Source organism: Rhodanobacter sp. L36, assembly GCF_009765755.1.
In the GTDB taxonomy this organism is placed as follows: domain Bacteria; phylum Pseudomonadota; class Gammaproteobacteria; order Xanthomonadales; family Rhodanobacteraceae; genus Rhodanobacter.
The window spans coordinates 1,451,591-1,468,173 of record NZ_LMUV01000011.1 but is presented as its reverse complement, the minus strand read 5'-3'; the positions used below and the strand labels follow the sequence as shown (position 1 = coordinate 1,468,173).

Below are 16,583 nucleotides of genomic sequence, written 5' to 3'. Positions count from 1 at the left end.
CCCAACGTTCCATTACGCAACCAGCGAGACTGCCCCCCGTCAAAAATGCCTATGCCAGCCGGACTGATGTCAGCCCGGCAGCTTGAAGTGCGCCACCGAACGCCGCAGGTCGCTCGCCAATTGCGCCAGCGTACCGATCGAGTCGGCCGTCTGGCTCGCGCCCTGCGAGGTCTGCGAAGTGATTTCCTGAATCGCGTTCATCGAATGCGAAACATCCGTTGCCGCGGCGGACTGCTCGCGTGCGGCGGTGGAGATGTTCTGAATCAATGCGGACAGATCGTGCGAAACGCGCTCGATATCGCCCAGTGCGCTGCCGGCGTCTTCCGCCAAGCGTGCGCCGGCCACCACTTCGGCGGTGGTCTGCTCCATCGAGTTCACCGCTTCGTTGGTATCGGACTGAATCGTCTGCACCAGTGTTTCGATACGTTTCGTGGCGCTGGTCGAGCGTTCGGCCAGTCGCTGCACTTCGTCCGCGACGACCGCGAAACCGCGACCCGCTTCACCGGCCGAGGCCGCCTGGATCGCCGCGTTCAACGCGAGGATGTTGGTCTGTTCGGCAATGTCGTTGATCAGTTCCACGATCGAGCCGATCTCCTGCGAGGATTCACCGAGACGCTTGATGCGTTTCGACGTCTCTTGGATCTGATCACGGATCGAGTCCATGCCCGAGATGGTTTCACGCACCACTTCGGCGCCATGCGAGGCGATTTTCACCGAGCGCTCGGCCACGTCGGCCGACTCGGCCGAATCCTTCGAAACGATGTCCATCGAGCTCACGATCTGGTTGATCGCGGAGGTGGCCGAACTGATCTGCTGCGCCTGCTGCTCCGCCGCGTTCGCCAGATGGCGTGCGGTGGTCTGCGTTTCCTGCGCCGACGACGACACCTGCTCGGAGGTTTCGTTGATGGTGGTCACCAGAGAGCGAAGCTCGTCGATGGCGTAGTTCACCGAGTCGGCGATCGCGCCGGTGATGTCTTCGGACACCGTGGTTTTTACAGTCAGGTCGCCTTCGGCGAGCGAGCCCATTTCATCCAGCAGGCGCATGATCGCCTCCTGGTTGCGCTGGTTGAGCTCGGTACTGCTGGCGAACCGGCGGCGCTGATCGCCGACCAGGGTGATAACCAGCACCAGCGCGAAGAACACCGCGCCAATTGCGCCAAGCAGGCCCCACCACACGTTCGGAAACAACCGGCGCAGCGGCAGCTTGCCGATCTGCTCGGACAAATCATTTGCGCGCAACAGAACCGTTTGCGAATCCAGCGAGGCCTGATTGCCGGCGTGCTTCACATCGGCGATGTTGCCAGCGGCAGATACCAGTTTTGCGACTGGATCGGCCAGCGTGGCCCAGCTGGCGTCCATGTCCGTGAGGATCTTGTGCGCGTTGGCGTCGCTGATCGGCTTGACGCCGCTATCGGCGTTGCCGGTCAGGAGACCCTTCAGCACGTTGCCGTAAAGCTGCGCGTCGCGCGCCAGACCGTCGGCTGCGGACTGCGCGGAATCCCCACCCTGCAGCACCTCCTGCACCCGGCGGATGATTCGGTCAGCGGACAGCATCTGGCGGGACGTGCCGAGCATCTGTTCGGAACTGCCGCTGCGCTGCTGCAGGATGTTGACCACTTGCTCCATGCTCGAGTTGAGCAAGGGCATCTGCTGCGACAAGGTGTTCGCGCGTTGCCCGGAGTCGAGCACCACGGCCTTGTTGGAAAGGATCTTGCCGATGTCCGCGTCCAGTTGTTTCCACGATGCGTCCAGCGCGCTCACCGCGCGGCCCGCCGGCGTGGCTTTGCCGTCCGCGTACGGCTGCATGCCGCTGCTGACGTCGCCGCGATTGAGCTTTTGCACGGCGGCATCGATGGAGTTGCGTGTGCCTTCGAGTTCCTTGAAGGAATCCGTGTTGCCATCCGACGATTCCAGCGCGAACTTCGCGGTCTGCTGAGACAGCACCTGGATCTGCGTGGTCAGCGCGATCGCCTGGCGATCCTCACCGTTCTTCTGGTTGAGCAGGAAGAAATCCACCGCCGCAAAGCCGATCGCAATCAGCAGCAGGACAATGAGTACGGTGTAACCCCGTTCCCTGCTGACGCCCCCTGTAGTGCTCATGTTCACCTCACCCTTTCCAGATCTTGCCGATGCCGCGTCGTTGCGCGGGTAGCGGCGTGAAACGTGTCGCCCCAAGTTTCCGGCCCCGATGGGCGCCGGCCCTTCGATATCAAAACTGTGTCGCTATCAGGCAGCCGCCAGGCGGAAATCCGGCGCACGAACCAGTCGGCTCATGCTGAACACTGCCAACTGCTGCTCACCCACCCGACTGTCGACGAAACGCATCAGGCGCGGATCGTCTTCGTGCCCGGCTTCGCGTCGCTGTCCTTCGTCCACCGTGCGCTGTCCGAATACTTCATCCACCAGCAGCGCGACGTTGCCGCCGCCCTGACGCACGATCAGCAACCGCGTGCGATCCGAATGCTGTGTGCGCTCGCCGAACAGGAAGCGCGCGAAATCGATCACGGGCACCAGGTTGCCACGCACGTTGGCCACGCCGAGCAGCCATGGCTGCGTGCCGGGCACCGGCGTGAGCAGCGGCACTGCCAGCAGCTCGTTGATTTCGTCGATGCCGCTGACCAGCAGGCGCGAGCCGACGCGGAAACCGATGCCGCGCCACAGCCCCGGCGCCTCCAGCTTGTCCTGCGTATCGGAGGCGTGCGCCAGCGACAGGCGCTCGTAGCGGGCCAGGATTTCGAAGGGCGTGCGGTTGACGGACTGGTTCATGTGGCGCTCGGCAACAAATCGTTGATGCAAGCCAGCAACTCTTTCTCGTTCACCGGCTTGGTGATGAAGGCGCGCGCACCCTGGCGCAGTCCCCAGACGCGATCGGTTTCCATCGACTTCGTGGTGATCATCACGATCGGCACCGCGGAAGTCACCGGGTCGCGAGTCAGCGTGCGGGTTGCCTGAAAACCGTTCATGCCGGGCATGATCACGTCCATGATCACCAGCCCCGGCAGGTCGGCGCGTACGCGCTCGATCCCTTCCTCGGCGGTGCTGACAGCGACGACCTGATGACCGGCACGCTCCAGCAGCGTGGTGAACACGCGCACGTCGGTTGGCGAATCGTCGATGATTAAAATGTTGGCCACAGGTTCCCCCAAGAATCTGCAGTCAGCGGTTGACTACCGCAGTGACGTGGCGATGGATGGCACCCAGCAGCTCGTCGCGCGTGAATGGCTTGGTCAGATACTGCTCGGCGCCCACGATGCGTCCCCTCGCCTTGTCGAACAAACCATCCTTCGAACTGAGCATGATCACCGGCGTGGCGCGAAACTGCGGGTTGTTCTTGATCAGTGCGCAGGTCTGATATCCATCGAGTCGCGGCATCATGATGTCGACAAAAATGATCGCCGGCTTCTGGTCGGAGATCTTTGCCAGCGCCTCGAAACCATCGACCGCTGTCAGGACTTCGCATCCCTCCTTCTTCAGCAGCGTTTCCGCCGTCCGCCGGATGGTCTTCGAGTCATCGATCACCATGACCTTCAGGCCCGCCAAGTCATTTGCACTTACGTTCAAATTCACTACTCCCCCCTGTTGCCCGCCCGAGCTCAGGATAGCCACCAGATCATGCAACAGGCATGCCGACCGGTGTTGATGGAAAAAATGATGGCAGCAAAAAAGTCGGCAACCGCGTCGTGGCGGCGTCTCCGAAGCATTGTTGTTTACCGCCTGCCCGCCAAAACTGTCAAGCAATAATGACCCGCACGCCATGTGCAACTGTCGAACAGCGCACAAGGTGACCCATATTGGCACCATCACGCCACACGCGACAGCGAACGCACATGTCGCTTGTGGCAAGGCGATCGACTCGGCCACCATCCACCATTGATATGTCCGCCTGATGATGTGGAATACCCACGCCAAGGCTTCAACGGAGAATCACCATGACCCTCTCGGTCGCCGTGCTGATGGATCCCATCGGCGCCATCAAGATTGCCAAGGACAGCAGCTTCGCCATGCTGCTCGAAGCGCAACGTCGCGGCCATTCGCTGCACTACTTCGAACAGGGCGACCTCGCCTTGCGCGATGGGGCGCCGTGGGCGCGCATCGCCACGCTGGAAGTGCGCGAGGATGCGCAGCGCTGGTTCACGCTGAACACGCCTCGGTGGCGCGATCTGCGCGAGCTCGACGTGGTGCTGATGCGCAAGGATCCACCGGTCGACGCGCAGTTCATCTACGACACCATGGTGCTGGAAGTCGCGCAGCACGAAGGCGTGACGGTGGTGAACGACCCACGGTCGTTGCGCGACTGCAACGAAAAACTTTTCGCGCTGGCGTTTCCCCAGTGCATCGCGCCCACCATGGTGGCGCGCGATGCCGGCGAACTGCGTCGCTTCGCCGCGGAACACGGTGAGGTCGTGTTGAAGCCGCTCGACGGCATGGGCGGCCGCGGAATCTTTCGGGTCAAGGCGGGCGACAGCAATCTCAATTCGATGCTGGAAACCTTGCTCGCCGGCGACTCGCACGGACAAGGCCGCCAGCTGGCGATCGCGCAGAAATACATTCCGGAAATCACCGCCGGCGACAAACGCATCCTGGTGATCGATGGCGAGCCCGTGCCGTACGCGCTCGCGCGCATCCCGCAAGGCAACGAATTCCGCGGCAACCTGGCTGCCGGCGGACGTGGTGAAGGCGTGCCGCTGTCCGATCGCGACCGCTGGATCGTGGCTCAGGTTGCGCCCGAACTTCGCCGCCGCGGATTGCTCTTCGTCGGGCTCGACGTGATCGGCGACTACCTGACCGAGATCAACGTCACATCCCCGACATGCATCCGCGAACTCGATGCGCAGTTCGGGCTTAACATTGCCGGCCAGTTGTTCGACGTCATCGAACACGCCATCGGAAAACGCAACGCGTGAGCGCCACCGCTACTGCTCCACCCACGCCGGAACCGATCGGCGCGACGTTGCTGTTTTCGCTGTTGCTGCACGGCGTGTTGCTGCTCGGCATCACCTTCCATTTCGTGAAGCCCCGGCCCAGCCTGCCGACACTGGACGTGACGCTGGTGAACGTGGCCAACCAGGAAGCACCGGACAAGGCGGATTTCCTCGCGCAAGCCAACAACACCGGCGGCGGCCAGAGCGACCAGGTCGCGCGGCCATCGCAGGTGTTCTCCGGCGCGTTGCCACGGCCGGATCCAGGCACCGCGCCGCAGGTGGTGGAGGCGTCGACGCCTCAACCGCGCGACGCCACGCCCGCGCGCATGGTCACGACGAGCGGCAGCAGCAACCTCACGGTGGCCAGCGACACCGCACAAAGCCAGGTCGATCCGCAGGAGCAGCTGGCTACCGCCGAAGAACTGCACCAGCAGCAGGCCATCGCGCAACTGGCGGCGGAATTGCGCAATAAGAAAGAGAGCTACGCCAAGCGCCCGAAGGTGAAGTACCTCACCGCAAGTACGAAGGAATACGCCTTCGCCGCATACATGCGCGGCTGGACCGATCGCATCGAACGCGTGGGCAACCTCAACTATCCCGAGGAAGCACGCAGCCGCGGATTGCATGGCGACGTGCTGCTCACCGTCGTGCTCCGGCTGGATGGCAGCATCAAGAGCATCGAGGTGATCCAGAGTTCCGGCCAGCATGTGCTGGATGCCGCCGCCGAGCGCATCGTCCGCCTGGCCGCGCCTTTCCCCCCGGCGCCGCAAAGCGGCGAGCACGTGGACGAACTCAACATCACGCGCACCTGGCAGTTTCAACCCGACAACGTGTTGCAGACGCGCTGAACGACGCGGCTCGCACGCAGCGCTTACAATGCCCGCATGACTGTGATGCAACCATCGACGCTCACCGGGTATTTCCTGATCGCGATGCCGAATCAGGCGCAGCCGCCGTTTTCCCGCGGCGTCGCCCTGCTCTGCCAGCACGACGAAGACGGCGCGGTCGGCCTGCTGGTCAACCAGCTTTCCGAATATCGGTTTGGCGACGTGCTGGCGCAGATGAAGCTCGACTGCACCGACATCGAACTGGCCGATGCGCCCGTGCTGATTGGCGGCCCGGTGCAACAAGAACGCGGATTTGTGTTGCATCGCGAACCCGGTGCATGGGAATCGAGCTACCGGATAAACAGCGAGTGGTCGGTCACCACTTCGCGCGACATCCTCGTTGCCCTCGCCGCCGGCGACGGGCCAAGCCAATCCATCATGGTGCTTGGCTATGCCGGCTGGGATGCCGGGCAGCTGGAGCAGGAACTAATGAACAACGCCTGGCTGACCACCGAGGCATCCAGCCGGGTCGTTTTCGACACGCCGCTGGAAGATCGCTGGAGTGCCGCCGCGGGGCTGGTCGGCGTCGACCCGCGCCAATTGTCCGGCTACGCAGGTCACGCATGAGTTGCGTGCTGGGTTTCGATGTCGGCAGTCGCCTGACCGGCGTGGCCGTCGGCAATTCGTTCACCGCGAGTGCGCGCGGCCTCACGACGGTGACGGTGCGCGATGGCGAACCGGACTGGCAACGGCTGGATGGTTTGCGCAAGGAATGGTTGCCCGAAACCCTCGTGGTCGGCCTTCCGCTTGCGCTCGATGGCGGCGAGCAGCCCGCGAGCCGCCACGCGCGTCGCTTCGCCGAGCAACTGCGCCAACGCTACGATCTGCCGGTCGTGCTGGTCGACGAAAGGCATAGCTCGCAGGAAGCCGCGCAACGATTCGCGGCCGCGCGCGCAGCCGGACTCAAACGTCGCAGTGACGCCATCGCCATCGACGCGGAAGCTGCGGCCGTCATCGTCGAGCGATGGTTGAACGGCAAGGCGCCTGCCCCCGCCGACCTCTGAAATATTTCTTCCGGACTTGTCGCCATGAGCCCACGCCTGCGCCACCTCACGACTTTGGAAAATCTTCCGCGCGCCACTATCGAGCGACTGCTCGACCGCGCGGAATCGCTGCGCGACGCCTGCGCCCACGGCACCCGCAAACTCGACGTGCTTGCCGGGCGCACCGTGCTCAACCTGTTTTTCGAACCATCCACGCGAACGCGCACCTCGTTCGAGCTGGCCGCGCGACGCCTCGGTGCGGACGTGGTCAATTTCGACATTGGGTTTTCCTCCACCAGCAAGGGTGAGGAATTGTTCGACACGCTGCACACGCTCGAAGCCATGCACCTAGACGCGATCGTCGTGCGGCACAAGCAGTCCGGCACGCCGGACGAACTGGTGCGGCACGCGATGAGTGGCGTGTCGGTCATCAATGCTGGCGACGGCAATCGCGCGCATCCCACGCAAGGTCTGCTGGATGTGCTGACAATCCGCCAGCATCGGCCGGACTTCGAAAACCTCAGCGTGGTGATCTGCGGCGACATCAGGCATTCGCGCGTGGCGCGCTCGGACATCCAGGCGCTGACCGCGCTCGGCGCAGGGCAGATTCGCCTGTGCGGACCGGCCGCGTTGATGCCCGCATCCGACGAATTCCCTCACTGCGTCCGTTACGACGACTTCGACAAAGCGATCGCCGGCGTCGATGCCGTGATCACGCTGCGCCTTCAGAAAGAGCGCATGGCGTCGACCGACCTGCCTGACGAAGCGGCGTATTTCACCCATTTCGGCCTGGACCCGCGCCGCCTCGGTCTCGCGGCCAAAGGCTGCCTGGTGATGCACCCGGGGCCGATCAACCGCGGCATCGAGATCGCTTCGGCCGTGGCCGATGGCGCGCAATCGCGCATCCTCGAACAGGTAGGCAATGGCGTGTTCGTGCGCATGGCTGTGCTGAACGAGGTGCTGGCCCGCTGAAATGCGCGCTCGCTACTGGTTATAGAACTTCTGGCGCAATGCAGCACAGGCCAAAACGGGCATAATGCGCCGGTAACACTCACATTTATCGGGGATCATCATGCGATCGACAACGCGGTATTTCGCGCTGGGCTTCGCCGGCGTCATGCTGGTGGCTTGCGGGCACAAGGACAAGGATGCACCACTGGCTTTCGTACCGGCCGACACGCCGTACGTCATCGCCAATCTCGACATACTGGACGACGACACCCGCAAGGCCATGCTGGATCAGGCCAATTCGCAGTTGCCCTCCGAAGTCGCGCAGATCAATGCAGCGGCCGATCAGCTGGCCAAGAAAGATGCCGATGGCGCACGCCTGCTGCATGCCCTGGCCGCCGAATTCAACGGCAAGACGGTCGAAGCTTTCGCACAGAATGCCGGACTCGATCTCAAGGGTTATTCCGCGTTCTACGGTATGGGCCTGTCGCCGGTGGTCCGTTTCCAGCTGAGCGATCCGACAGCCTTCGAAGGCTTCATTGGTCGCCTCGAAACCGCCTACGGCAAGAAGCTCGACATCGCAAAGGTCGGCGATCAGAGCTACCGCAAATTTGTTTCCGCCGCGTCCGGTACGCAGGTGATTCTTGCCACGGTCGGCAAGCAGGCTGTTGCCACGCTGCTCCCTGCCGATGCGTCCGAGTCGCTGCTTCGTCAGGCGCTGGGACTGGATCGTCCCGAGAAGAATCTCCAGGACGATGGTCGTCTGGCAACGCTGGCCACGGCCAAGGGTTATCAGAAATGGGTGGTTGGCGATGTCGAGTTGAATCGCATTCTTCCACTCGCACTGAGCGGCAATGATCCGTTGCTGAGCGCCTTGCACAAGGCTCGCGCACAGGCCGAATCGGCAAAGACCGGCGAGCCGGTGGCTAACCAGTTGCAGACCTCGCCCAGCTGCGCCGCCGAAGCCGCGCGCATTGCGGCACGCGTGCCCTCGATGAGCTTTGGCTACACCAAGCTGGACGCGAAACATCAGGACGGGCGCTTCGATATCGCGCTTGCCGATGACATCGCCAAGGCGTTCTCGGGCCTGAAAGTCGATCTGCCCGGACTCGGCAGCACAAACTCGTCGCCGTTCGATCTGAGCATCGCGTTGCCGGTAGCCCAGCTGCGCACGTTCTGGTCTGCGCAGGCCGATGCGGTGGCTGCCAAGCCATTCACCTGCCCCGCGCTGACCGATCTCAACGACGGCTTCGCCAAGCTGGGTCCGGCGACGCAAAAAGCGGCCATTCCTCCGTTCGGCGATCTGCTGGGCGTACGCATTGCACTGGATACATTGGCTTCTGCGCCCGGCAGCACGTTGCCGACATTCAGCGGTCGCATCGTGCTCGCCACCAACAACCCGACCGGCCTGCTGGCGATGGGTCAGATGATGGTGCCGGCGCTGGCACAACTGAAAATCTCCAACGATGGCAAGCCGCTCGCACTGCCACAGGACATGACCGCGATGCTCGGCCAGCCGGCTTGGGTAGCGATGGGTGCCAAGGCCCTCGCGTTGGGCGTGGGCGCGGGCGAAGACGCGAAAATCGGCGACACGCTCAAGGAGGCCGGTGGTGATGCTGGTCACATGACCCGCATGCATCTCAGCGGCGCCATGTATCTCAACTGGCTGCAATTGATGGAGCAGAAAGTCGACAGTCTCGCCGCCGCCAGCGCAGCGATGAGCAAGAGCGACGAGCCTTCCATCGATGGCGACAGCACGGACGACGCCGGCCAGACCGCAGCCGCCAATGCCGCGCGCTCCAAGGCGCAATTCGCAGCCATGAAAACGCAGGCCGAACGCGTCGACAGCATCGATGTTGAAATGCATGTGGGCGACGATGGCATGGTCGTTACCAGCCAGACCGTTCTGAAATAAGTCGTGATGAAAACGAAGCCGGGGTGCCCACGGCGCCCCGGCTTTTTCATGGCCTCAGAAAAGTCATTCAACGCCTTACCAACATTGCAATGACGGCTTCTTCGCATGCGTGATCGGTGTCTGAATCGAAGTCGCAATCGCCACGCCATATTCACGGAGCGACTGGTGCTATGGCGCCACGGAAACCGGCAACCACGGTAACCGGCTGCCTTCTGGGGCAGACCTTTATCCATGAGGAGAATGCTATGCGTAACCATTCGATGATCCGCAACAGTTTGTTCGCCGCCGGCCTAATGGTCGCCTTTGCTGCAGCGCCGATCGCCCAGGTCGCCGCACAGGATGCCGGCGGCTCCATGCAGAAGTCGTCGGATAATAAAACGGTGCCGGACAAGGCTGCCGATGCCTGGATCACCACCAAGGTGAAATCCGAATTCACCACCACCAAAGGCATCAAGGCCACCGACATTTCGGTGACTACCGATGGTGGCGTCGTGTCGTTGTCAGGCACAGTGGCGACGGGCAAGGAAAAGATGCGTGCGGAACGCGTTGCCAAGCGCGTGAAGGGCGTGACGAGTGTCGACGCCAGCGGCCTGACGGTCAGCCCCGCTCAGTAAGCTTTCGAAAACGCCGTAACGAAAAAGGAGCCCGTCGGGCTCCTTTTTCTTGATGTCCGACGGGTACTCAACGGTGGAGCATGTTGCCGCCGAAGTGGCTCGCGTCGCGGGTTTCTTCCAGCTCCACGCCATCCAGTCCCTGCGACAAGGTGTGTGCATCGCCGCCTTGCGCGAGCTTGATGCGCAGGCGCACTTCGTTGGAACTGTCGGCGTGGCGCAGCGCGTCCTCGTAGCTTATTTCACCGGCGTGATACAGCTCGACCAACGCCTGATCGAAGGTCTTCATGCCGAGCAGCGTCGACTCCTTCATCACTTCCTTGAGCTTGTGGATTTCACCCTGACGGATGTAGTCCTGCACCAGCGGCGTACCCAGCAGCACTTCCACCGCCACCCGACGCGCCTTGCCGTCCGGTGTCGGGATGAGCATCTGCGCCACGATGCCTTTCAGGTTCAGGGAAAGATCCATCAGCAGTTGCATGCGACGGTCTTCCGGGAAGAAATGCAGGATGCGGTCCATCGCCTGGTTGGCGTTGTTCGCGTGCAGCGTACACAGCACAAGATGGCCGGTTTCGGCGAACGCGATGGCGTGATCCATCCCTTCGCGCGTACGCACTTCGCCGATCATGATCACATCCGGCGCCTGGCGCAGCGTGTTCTTCAGCGCGTTATCCCAGCTGTCGGTGTCGATGCCAACTTCGCGCTGCGTGATGATGCAGCCTTCGTGCTTGTGCACGTACTCGATCGGATCCTCGATCGTGATGATGTGCCCGGTCGAGTTCATGTTGCGGTAGCCGATCATGGCCGCCAGCGACGTGGATTTGCCCGAACCGGTCGCGCCCACGAACACGATAATGCCGCGCTTGGTCATCGCCAGTTGCTTGAGCACCGGCGGCAGGCTCAGTTCTTCCACCGTGGGAATCTTTGATTCGATCCGGCGCAGCACCATGCCGACGCAGTTGCGCTGGTAGAAGCACGACACGCGGAAACGGCCGACACCTTGCGCGGAAATCGCGAACTGGCACTCGTGGGTTTTTTCAAACTCCTCGCGCTGGCCCGGTGTCATCACGTTGAGCACCATGTCGCGCGCCTGCTGCACGCTGAGCGGACTCTGCGTGATCGGCACAATGCGCCCCTGCACTTTCATCGACGGCGCGACGCCGGCGGTGATGAAAAGGTCAGATGCCTTCTTGTGCACCATCAACTTGAGGAACGAGGTGAAGTCGAAATCGCTCATGGCGAATCTCTCCGGAAGACAGGAAACGGGAGTCGTGGAATGAGATGAGAGAAACGATGCGCCACATAGGTTGCGTCATCGTTTCCGCACGCCTCGTTCCTTACTTGAAGACATCCTTGTTCTTGGCATACGTCGACGCTTCCTGCCGCGTCACCAGTCCGCGCTTGACCAGATCCTGCAGGCACTGATCCAGTGTCTGCATGCCGAACTGCTGGCCGGTCTGGATCGACGAGTACATCTGCGCGACCTTGTCTTCGCGGATCAGGTTACGGATAGCCGGAATGCCGACCATGATCTCGTGTGCCGCCACGCGGCCGCCGCCCACTTTCTTGAGCAGCGACTGTGAAATGACCGCGCGCAGCGATTCGGAAAGCATCGAGCGCACCATCGGTTTTTCGCCGGCGGGGAACACGTCGATGATGCGATCGATCGTCTTCGCCGCCGAACTCGTGTGCACGGTGGCGAAAACAAGGTGGCCGGTTTCCGCCGCGGTCAGCGCCAGGCGAATCGTTTCGAGATCGCGCAACTCGCCGACCAGGATGTAGTCGGGATCCTCGCGCAGGGCCGATCGCAATGCTTCGTTGAAGCCGTGGGTGTCGCGATGGATTTCGCGCTGGTTGACCAGGCACTTCTGCGAGGTATGCACGAATTCGATCGGGTCCTCGATCGTGAGCATGTGCCCGTATTCGTTCTTGTTGATGTGGTCGACCATCGCCGCCAGCGTGGTGGATTTGCCCGAACCGGTCGGGCCGGTCACCAGGATCAAACCCTGCGGCTGCTCGATCAGCTCCTTGAAGATGCGCGGACAGGCCAGGTCTTCCAGCGTCAGCACTTCGGACGGAATGGTACGAAACACCGCGCCGGCACCGCGGTTCTGGTTGAACGCATTGACGCGGAAACGAGCCAGGCCGGGAATCTCGAACGAGAAGTCGGTTTCGTAGAATTCTTCGTAATCGCGGCGCTGCTTGTCCGACATGATGTCGTAGATCAGCGAGTGCACCTGCTTGTGTTCCAGCGCCGGGATGTTGATGCGACGTACGTCGCCATCGACGCGGATCATCGGCGGCAGGCCTGCGGACAGGTGCAAGTCCGACGCCTTGTTCTTTACCGAGAAGGCAAGCAGTTCGGCAATATCCATCTGTGGTTCCCCTAACCGATCGTCCGGATGACTTTTGTGGAAGACACGGCAGGCGGATGGTCTTCGCCCCGGCTCGTCGCTCCGCGCATGGCGCGATGGCGATGAAACCCGTGAAACGAATGACCCGAATCCCCCTGCGACCGGGTCGATACTACTCGCGCAACAGGCTGTGCGGCCAGTATTTTTCGCCCGCCTCGCGCAAACTCTCGCGCCGGTTTGCGAGGATGTGCGCCAAATCGTGAATCGGGCATCGTTCGCCGCTGGGCGCATGCCGATCTTGCCAACGTCTTCGCTCCCGCGGCGTCCACTCCAGTAAGGTATCGACCTGGATTGGCCGAGGAACTCTGCATGACACGACTTGCCTTCATCGGCGGCGGCAACATGGCACGAAGTCTGATCGGCGGCCTGCTCAAAACCGGTGTCGCTGCCGCCACCATCAGTGTCGCCGAACCACTGGCCGAAGCGCGCCACGCGCTCGGCCGCGAATTCGGCGTGGCCTGCTATGCCGAAAACCGGCTCGCCGTGGCCGAGGCGGAAATCCTGCTGCTGGCGGTGAAACCGCAGATCATGCCGGCGATCCACGCCGAGCTACGCGACATCCTGCAGCGCAACCGGCCGTTGCTTATCTCGATTGCCGCCGGCGTGCGCCTGGATCAACTCGAACGCTGGTTCGGCCCGCTGCCGATCGTGCGCTGCATGCCCAATACACCAGCGCTGATCGGCGAAGGCGCCACCGGGCTGTGTGCCAACAGCCGCGTCAGTCCTGCGCAGAAGGCGCAGGCGCAGCACATGCTCGACGCCGTCGGCATCACGCGCTGGGTCGATGACGAAAACCTGATGGACACGGTCACCGCGTTGTCCGGCTCCGGCCCCGCGTATTTCTTCGCGATGGTGGAAGCGCTCGAAGCTGCCGCCGTCGCACAAGGCCTGCCGCGCGATATCGCGCGCGCGCTTGCTGCGCAAACCTGCCTTGGTGCGGGTCGCATGCTGGTGGATAGCGGCGAAGATCCATCGATCCTTCGCCAGCGCGTTACTTCTCCCAACGGCACCACGCAGGCAGCGCTGGAAAGTTTCTCCGTCGACGCCCTGCCCCGCATCGTCGCCCGCGCGGTTGCTGCGGCCACCCAACGCGGTACCGAACTTGCCGCCAGCCTGGATGCTTTCTCGTGAGTTACCTGATCAACGCACTGTCGATGCTGATTGAACTGGCATTCGATGCCGTCGTCACACTGCTGCTCGTGCGTCTGCTCGCCGAAGCGTGCCGCGCGGATTTCAACAATCCGCTGAGCCAGTTCGTCTATCGCTATACCAACCCCGTGCTTGCGCCGATTCGTCGCGTGCTGCCGAACTGGCGACGCATCAACCTCACGGCGTTGCTGCTGGCGTGGCTGGCGGTGTTGCTCAAGCGGTTGCTGCTTTTTGCGTTGATCGGGATCATGCCGCACGTGCTCGGACTACTGGTGCTGTCGCTGGCCGAATTGCTCGACTTCATCCTGCTGTTTTACCTGGTGCTGATTTTCGGATGGTCGCTGCTGAGCATGCTGCAGACCGACTCGCGACAGCCGTTGCTTCGTCTTGCGAATGCGCTGGTTGCGCCTTTGATGCGGCCGTTGCGCGGTCGACTGGTGGCCGGACAGATCGACTTTGCGCCAATGGCCGTCATGATCGTCTTGCTGCTCGCGCGCCTGCTCATCGCCGCGCCGCTGCTCGACCTCGGCACACGGCTCGCCGTTCAAGGCTGAACCTGTCGGAAGTCACCGGTCAACGCTGACTTCGCGCCACTGTCTATCGATTAGCATGCTCGGGGTCTCCTTCGGAAAACCGACCATGAAACCCACGCCACGCCGCGTTCCGATTTGCCTCTTTGTCGCCGCGATCATCGCCGTCCTGGCCGGATGCGATCGCGGCACACCCGCGACTTCATCGACATCGACCGCCGCGCCCACCACGAGCGTTGCACCGGCTAGCGTGGCGAAGGCGACGACGCCCGACGTGGTCGCGGCAAACATCGACACCTCGGTAAAGCCCGGCGACGATTTCTTCAGCTACGCCAACGGCGCCTGGCTCAAGACACATCCCATCCCGGCCTCCGAAGCTTCATGGAGCATCGGCAAGCTGGTGCAGGACGATCTCTACGGCAAACTGCGCAAGATCAGCGAAGACGCCACCACGGCCACGAACGCGAGCGGCAGCGATGAGCAGAAGATCGGCGATTTCTGGAGCACAGCCATGGACAGCGCCTTGGCCGAACGCCAGGGATTGGCCCCGCTGAAATCCGAAATGGCGCGCATCGACGCGGTGACCGATGCGAAAAGTGCGCTCGATGCGGCCTTTGCGCTGCAACCGATCGGTGTCGATGTCTTCTTCGGTTTGGGCGTGCAACAGGACGAAAAACACAGCGACGTGATGGCCGTCTATCTCGAACAAGATGGCTTGGGTCTTCCCGATCGCGATTACTACTTCAACAACGAAGCCGGCGTCTCCAAGGCTCGCACCGCGTACGTCGTGCATCTGCATAAGATGTTTGCCCTGCTCGGCGAGGACGATGCCGCGGCCGGCGCAAGCGCCGACAAGGTCATGGCTTTCGAGACTGCGCTGGCGAAAGTATCGCGACCACTCGCCGAACTGCGCGACCCGCAGAAGAACTACAACAGGATGACGCCGGCTGAATTGACCGGCAACTACACCCCGGACATCGCATGGAACCAGCGACTGCAGGCATGGAAGCTGGATGCTCCCTACGTCATCGTCGGTCAGCCGGAATTTTTCGCCGGCCTGCAAAAACTTTTACGCGCGACGCCGGTTCCGGTGCTACGCGACTACTTGCGCGTGCATCTGGTCGACGCGTATGCGCCGACACTCGGCAAGGCGATCGACGATGAGCACTTCGATTTCTATGGTCGCGTGTTGACCGGCCAGAAGGAACAGCGTCCGCGCTGGAAGCGCGCGCTCGATGCGGAGAATCAGGCGATCGGCATGATCCTTGGCCGTATCTTCGTACAGGAGTATTTCCCGGCGCAGACCAAGCAGCGTTACAACAACCTGGTGGAAGCGATCCGCACTGCGTACGGCGAGCGCATCGACAAGCTGGACTGGATGAGCGCGACCACCAAGGCCAAGGCGCACGAGAAACTTGCAGCAGTCACCAAGAAGGTCGGCTACCCCGACAAGTGGAAGGATTACTCCGCCCTGAAGATCGGCCGCGACTCGTATGCGCAGAACGAAATGAATGCCGCTCGCTGGGCATTTCAGGATCAGGTGTCGAAATTCGGCAAGCCGGTCGACCGCAGCGAATGGGGCATGACGCCGCAGACATACAACGCCTACTACAACCCGTCGAACAACGAGATCGTGTTGCCCGCAGCGCAATTCGCCATCCCGGGCTTCAAGGATGACCAGGTGGACGACGCCGTCATCTACGGCTACGCCGCCGCTTCAACCATCGGTCATGAAATCACTCACGGCTTCGACGACGAAGGTCGCCAGTTCGATGCGAAGGGCAACCTCGCCGACTGGTGGACGAAGGACGATGCGAAAAAATTCGGCGAACGCGCAAACGTGCTGGTGAAGCAGTTCGATGCGTACGAGCCGTTGCCCGGCCTGCACATCAACGGACGCGCGAGCCTCGGCGAAAACATGGCCGATTTTGGCGGCGTGCTGATCGGCCTGGATGCGTTCAAGAAAACCGAGCAATACAAAAAGGGCGAGAAAATCGCGGGCTATACGCCGCTACAACGCTTCTTTCTCGGTTACGCGTTGTCGTGGATTTTCCAGGAGCAGGATGCACTGCTGCGCCGCGGCCTGTTGAGCGATGTGCACGCGCCCGCCAAGTGGCGCGTCAACGGACCGCTGTCCAACATTCCGGATTTCTACCAGGCGTTCGACATCAAGCCGGGCCAACCGATGTGGCGCGACGAAAAGAATCGCGCGCATATCTGGTAA

The 16,583-nt window shown here is 62.2% G+C and carries 16 protein-coding genes; 10 read left to right on the top strand and 6 right to left on the bottom strand.

From position 1 onward, the window contains the following. Positions 1-69 precede the first annotated feature (69 nt). The 4 genes from GSQ73_RS16400 to pilG all read right to left on the bottom strand — a co-directional run bounded on the left by GSQ73_RS16400 (position 70) and on the right by pilG (position 3,567). Positions 70-2,100, bottom strand: a complete 2,031-nt coding sequence (locus tag GSQ73_RS16400; RefSeq protein ID WP_158885885.1) for a methyl-accepting chemotaxis protein — start codon at positions 2,098-2,100, stop codon at positions 70-72. A gap of 126 nt (positions 2,101-2,226) precedes the next feature. Then, positions 2,227-2,766 (bottom strand): chemotaxis protein CheW, encoded by a 540-nt coding sequence (locus tag GSQ73_RS16395; RefSeq protein ID WP_158885883.1) that lies wholly within the window; start codon positions 2,764-2,766, stop codon positions 2,227-2,229. Further along, positions 2,763-3,134: a response regulator gene (locus GSQ73_RS16390; protein WP_158885881.1), complete on the bottom strand. Its 372-nt coding sequence runs from the start codon at positions 3,132-3,134 to the stop codon at positions 2,763-2,765. The genes GSQ73_RS16395 and GSQ73_RS16390 overlap by 4 nt, the downstream gene beginning before the upstream one ends. Positions 3,135-3,156: 22 nt before the next feature. Beyond that, positions 3,157-3,567, bottom strand: a complete 411-nt coding sequence (pilG, locus tag GSQ73_RS16385) for a twitching motility response regulator PilG (protein ID WP_305793798.1) — start codon at positions 3,565-3,567, stop codon at positions 3,157-3,159. Between the two features lie 362 nt (positions 3,568-3,929). Between pilG and gshB the strand changes: the two genes are divergently transcribed. From gshB to GSQ73_RS16350, 7 genes are all read left to right on the top strand, one after another. Continuing rightward, a complete protein-coding gene (gene gshB, locus GSQ73_RS16380; RefSeq protein ID WP_158885879.1) occupies positions 3,930-4,904 on the top strand; it encodes a glutathione synthase in 975 nt (324 codons plus the stop codon). After that, the gene (locus GSQ73_RS16375) at positions 4,901-5,770 is read left to right on the top strand and encodes an energy transducer TonB (protein WP_158885877.1); all 870 of its coding nucleotides are present in this window, start codon (positions 4,901-4,903) and stop codon (positions 5,768-5,770) included. The genes gshB and GSQ73_RS16375 overlap by 4 nt, the downstream gene beginning before the upstream one ends. Positions 5,771-5,806: 36 nt before the next feature. Beyond that, entirely contained in the window at positions 5,807-6,376 is a 570-nt protein-coding gene (locus GSQ73_RS16370; RefSeq protein ID WP_158885875.1) for a YqgE/AlgH family protein, read from the top strand. After that, positions 6,373-6,813 carry a Holliday junction resolvase RuvX gene (gene ruvX, locus GSQ73_RS16365; RefSeq protein ID WP_158885873.1) on the top strand — a complete coding sequence of 147 codons (441 nt, stop codon included), beginning with the start codon at positions 6,373-6,375 and terminating at the stop codon, positions 6,811-6,813. The genes GSQ73_RS16370 and ruvX overlap by 4 nt, the downstream gene beginning before the upstream one ends. Positions 6,814-6,837: 24 nt before the next feature. After that, positions 6,838-7,764 (top strand): aspartate carbamoyltransferase catalytic subunit, encoded by a 927-nt coding sequence (locus GSQ73_RS16360; RefSeq protein WP_158885871.1) that lies wholly within the window; start codon positions 6,838-6,840, stop codon positions 7,762-7,764. A gap of 100 nt (positions 7,765-7,864) precedes the next feature. Next, complete coding sequence (locus GSQ73_RS16355) at positions 7,865-9,655, top strand: hypothetical protein (RefSeq protein WP_158885869.1); 1,791 nt, start codon at positions 7,865-7,867, stop codon at positions 9,653-9,655. 245 nt (positions 9,656-9,900) lie between these two features. After that, positions 9,901-10,269 carry a BON domain-containing protein gene (locus tag GSQ73_RS16350; protein WP_158886572.1) on the top strand — a complete coding sequence of 123 codons (369 nt, stop codon included), beginning with the start codon at positions 9,901-9,903 and terminating at the stop codon, positions 10,267-10,269. Between the two features lie 67 nt (positions 10,270-10,336). Here the strand turns inward: GSQ73_RS16350 and GSQ73_RS16345 are convergent, their stop codons facing one another. Next, positions 10,337-11,503 carry a PilT/PilU family type 4a pilus ATPase gene (locus GSQ73_RS16345; RefSeq protein ID WP_158885867.1) on the bottom strand — a complete coding sequence of 389 codons (1,167 nt, stop codon included), beginning with the start codon at positions 11,501-11,503 and terminating at the stop codon, positions 10,337-10,339. A 100-nt stretch (positions 11,504-11,603) separates the two neighbouring features. Then, complete coding sequence (locus tag GSQ73_RS16340) at positions 11,604-12,641, bottom strand: type IV pilus twitching motility protein PilT (RefSeq protein WP_158885865.1); 1,038 nt, start codon at positions 12,639-12,641, stop codon at positions 11,604-11,606. A 348-nt stretch (positions 12,642-12,989) separates the two neighbouring features. Between GSQ73_RS16340 and proC the strand changes: the two genes are divergently transcribed. The 3 genes from proC to GSQ73_RS16325 all read left to right on the top strand — a co-directional run bounded on the left by proC (position 12,990) and on the right by GSQ73_RS16325 (position 16,583). Then, on the top strand, positions 12,990-13,811 hold the full coding sequence (proC, locus tag GSQ73_RS16335; RefSeq protein WP_158885863.1) for a pyrroline-5-carboxylate reductase: 822 nt from the start codon (positions 12,990-12,992) through the stop codon (positions 13,809-13,811). Further along, positions 13,808-14,383, top strand: coding sequence for a YggT family protein (locus GSQ73_RS16330; RefSeq protein WP_158885861.1), 576 nt, complete (start codon positions 13,808-13,810; stop codon positions 14,381-14,383). The genes proC and GSQ73_RS16330 overlap by 4 nt, the downstream gene beginning before the upstream one ends. 85 nt (positions 14,384-14,468) lie before the next feature. Beyond that, positions 14,469-16,583 carry a M13 family metallopeptidase gene (locus GSQ73_RS16325; RefSeq protein ID WP_158885859.1) on the top strand — a complete coding sequence of 705 codons (2,115 nt, stop codon included), beginning with the start codon at positions 14,469-14,471 and terminating at the stop codon, positions 16,581-16,583.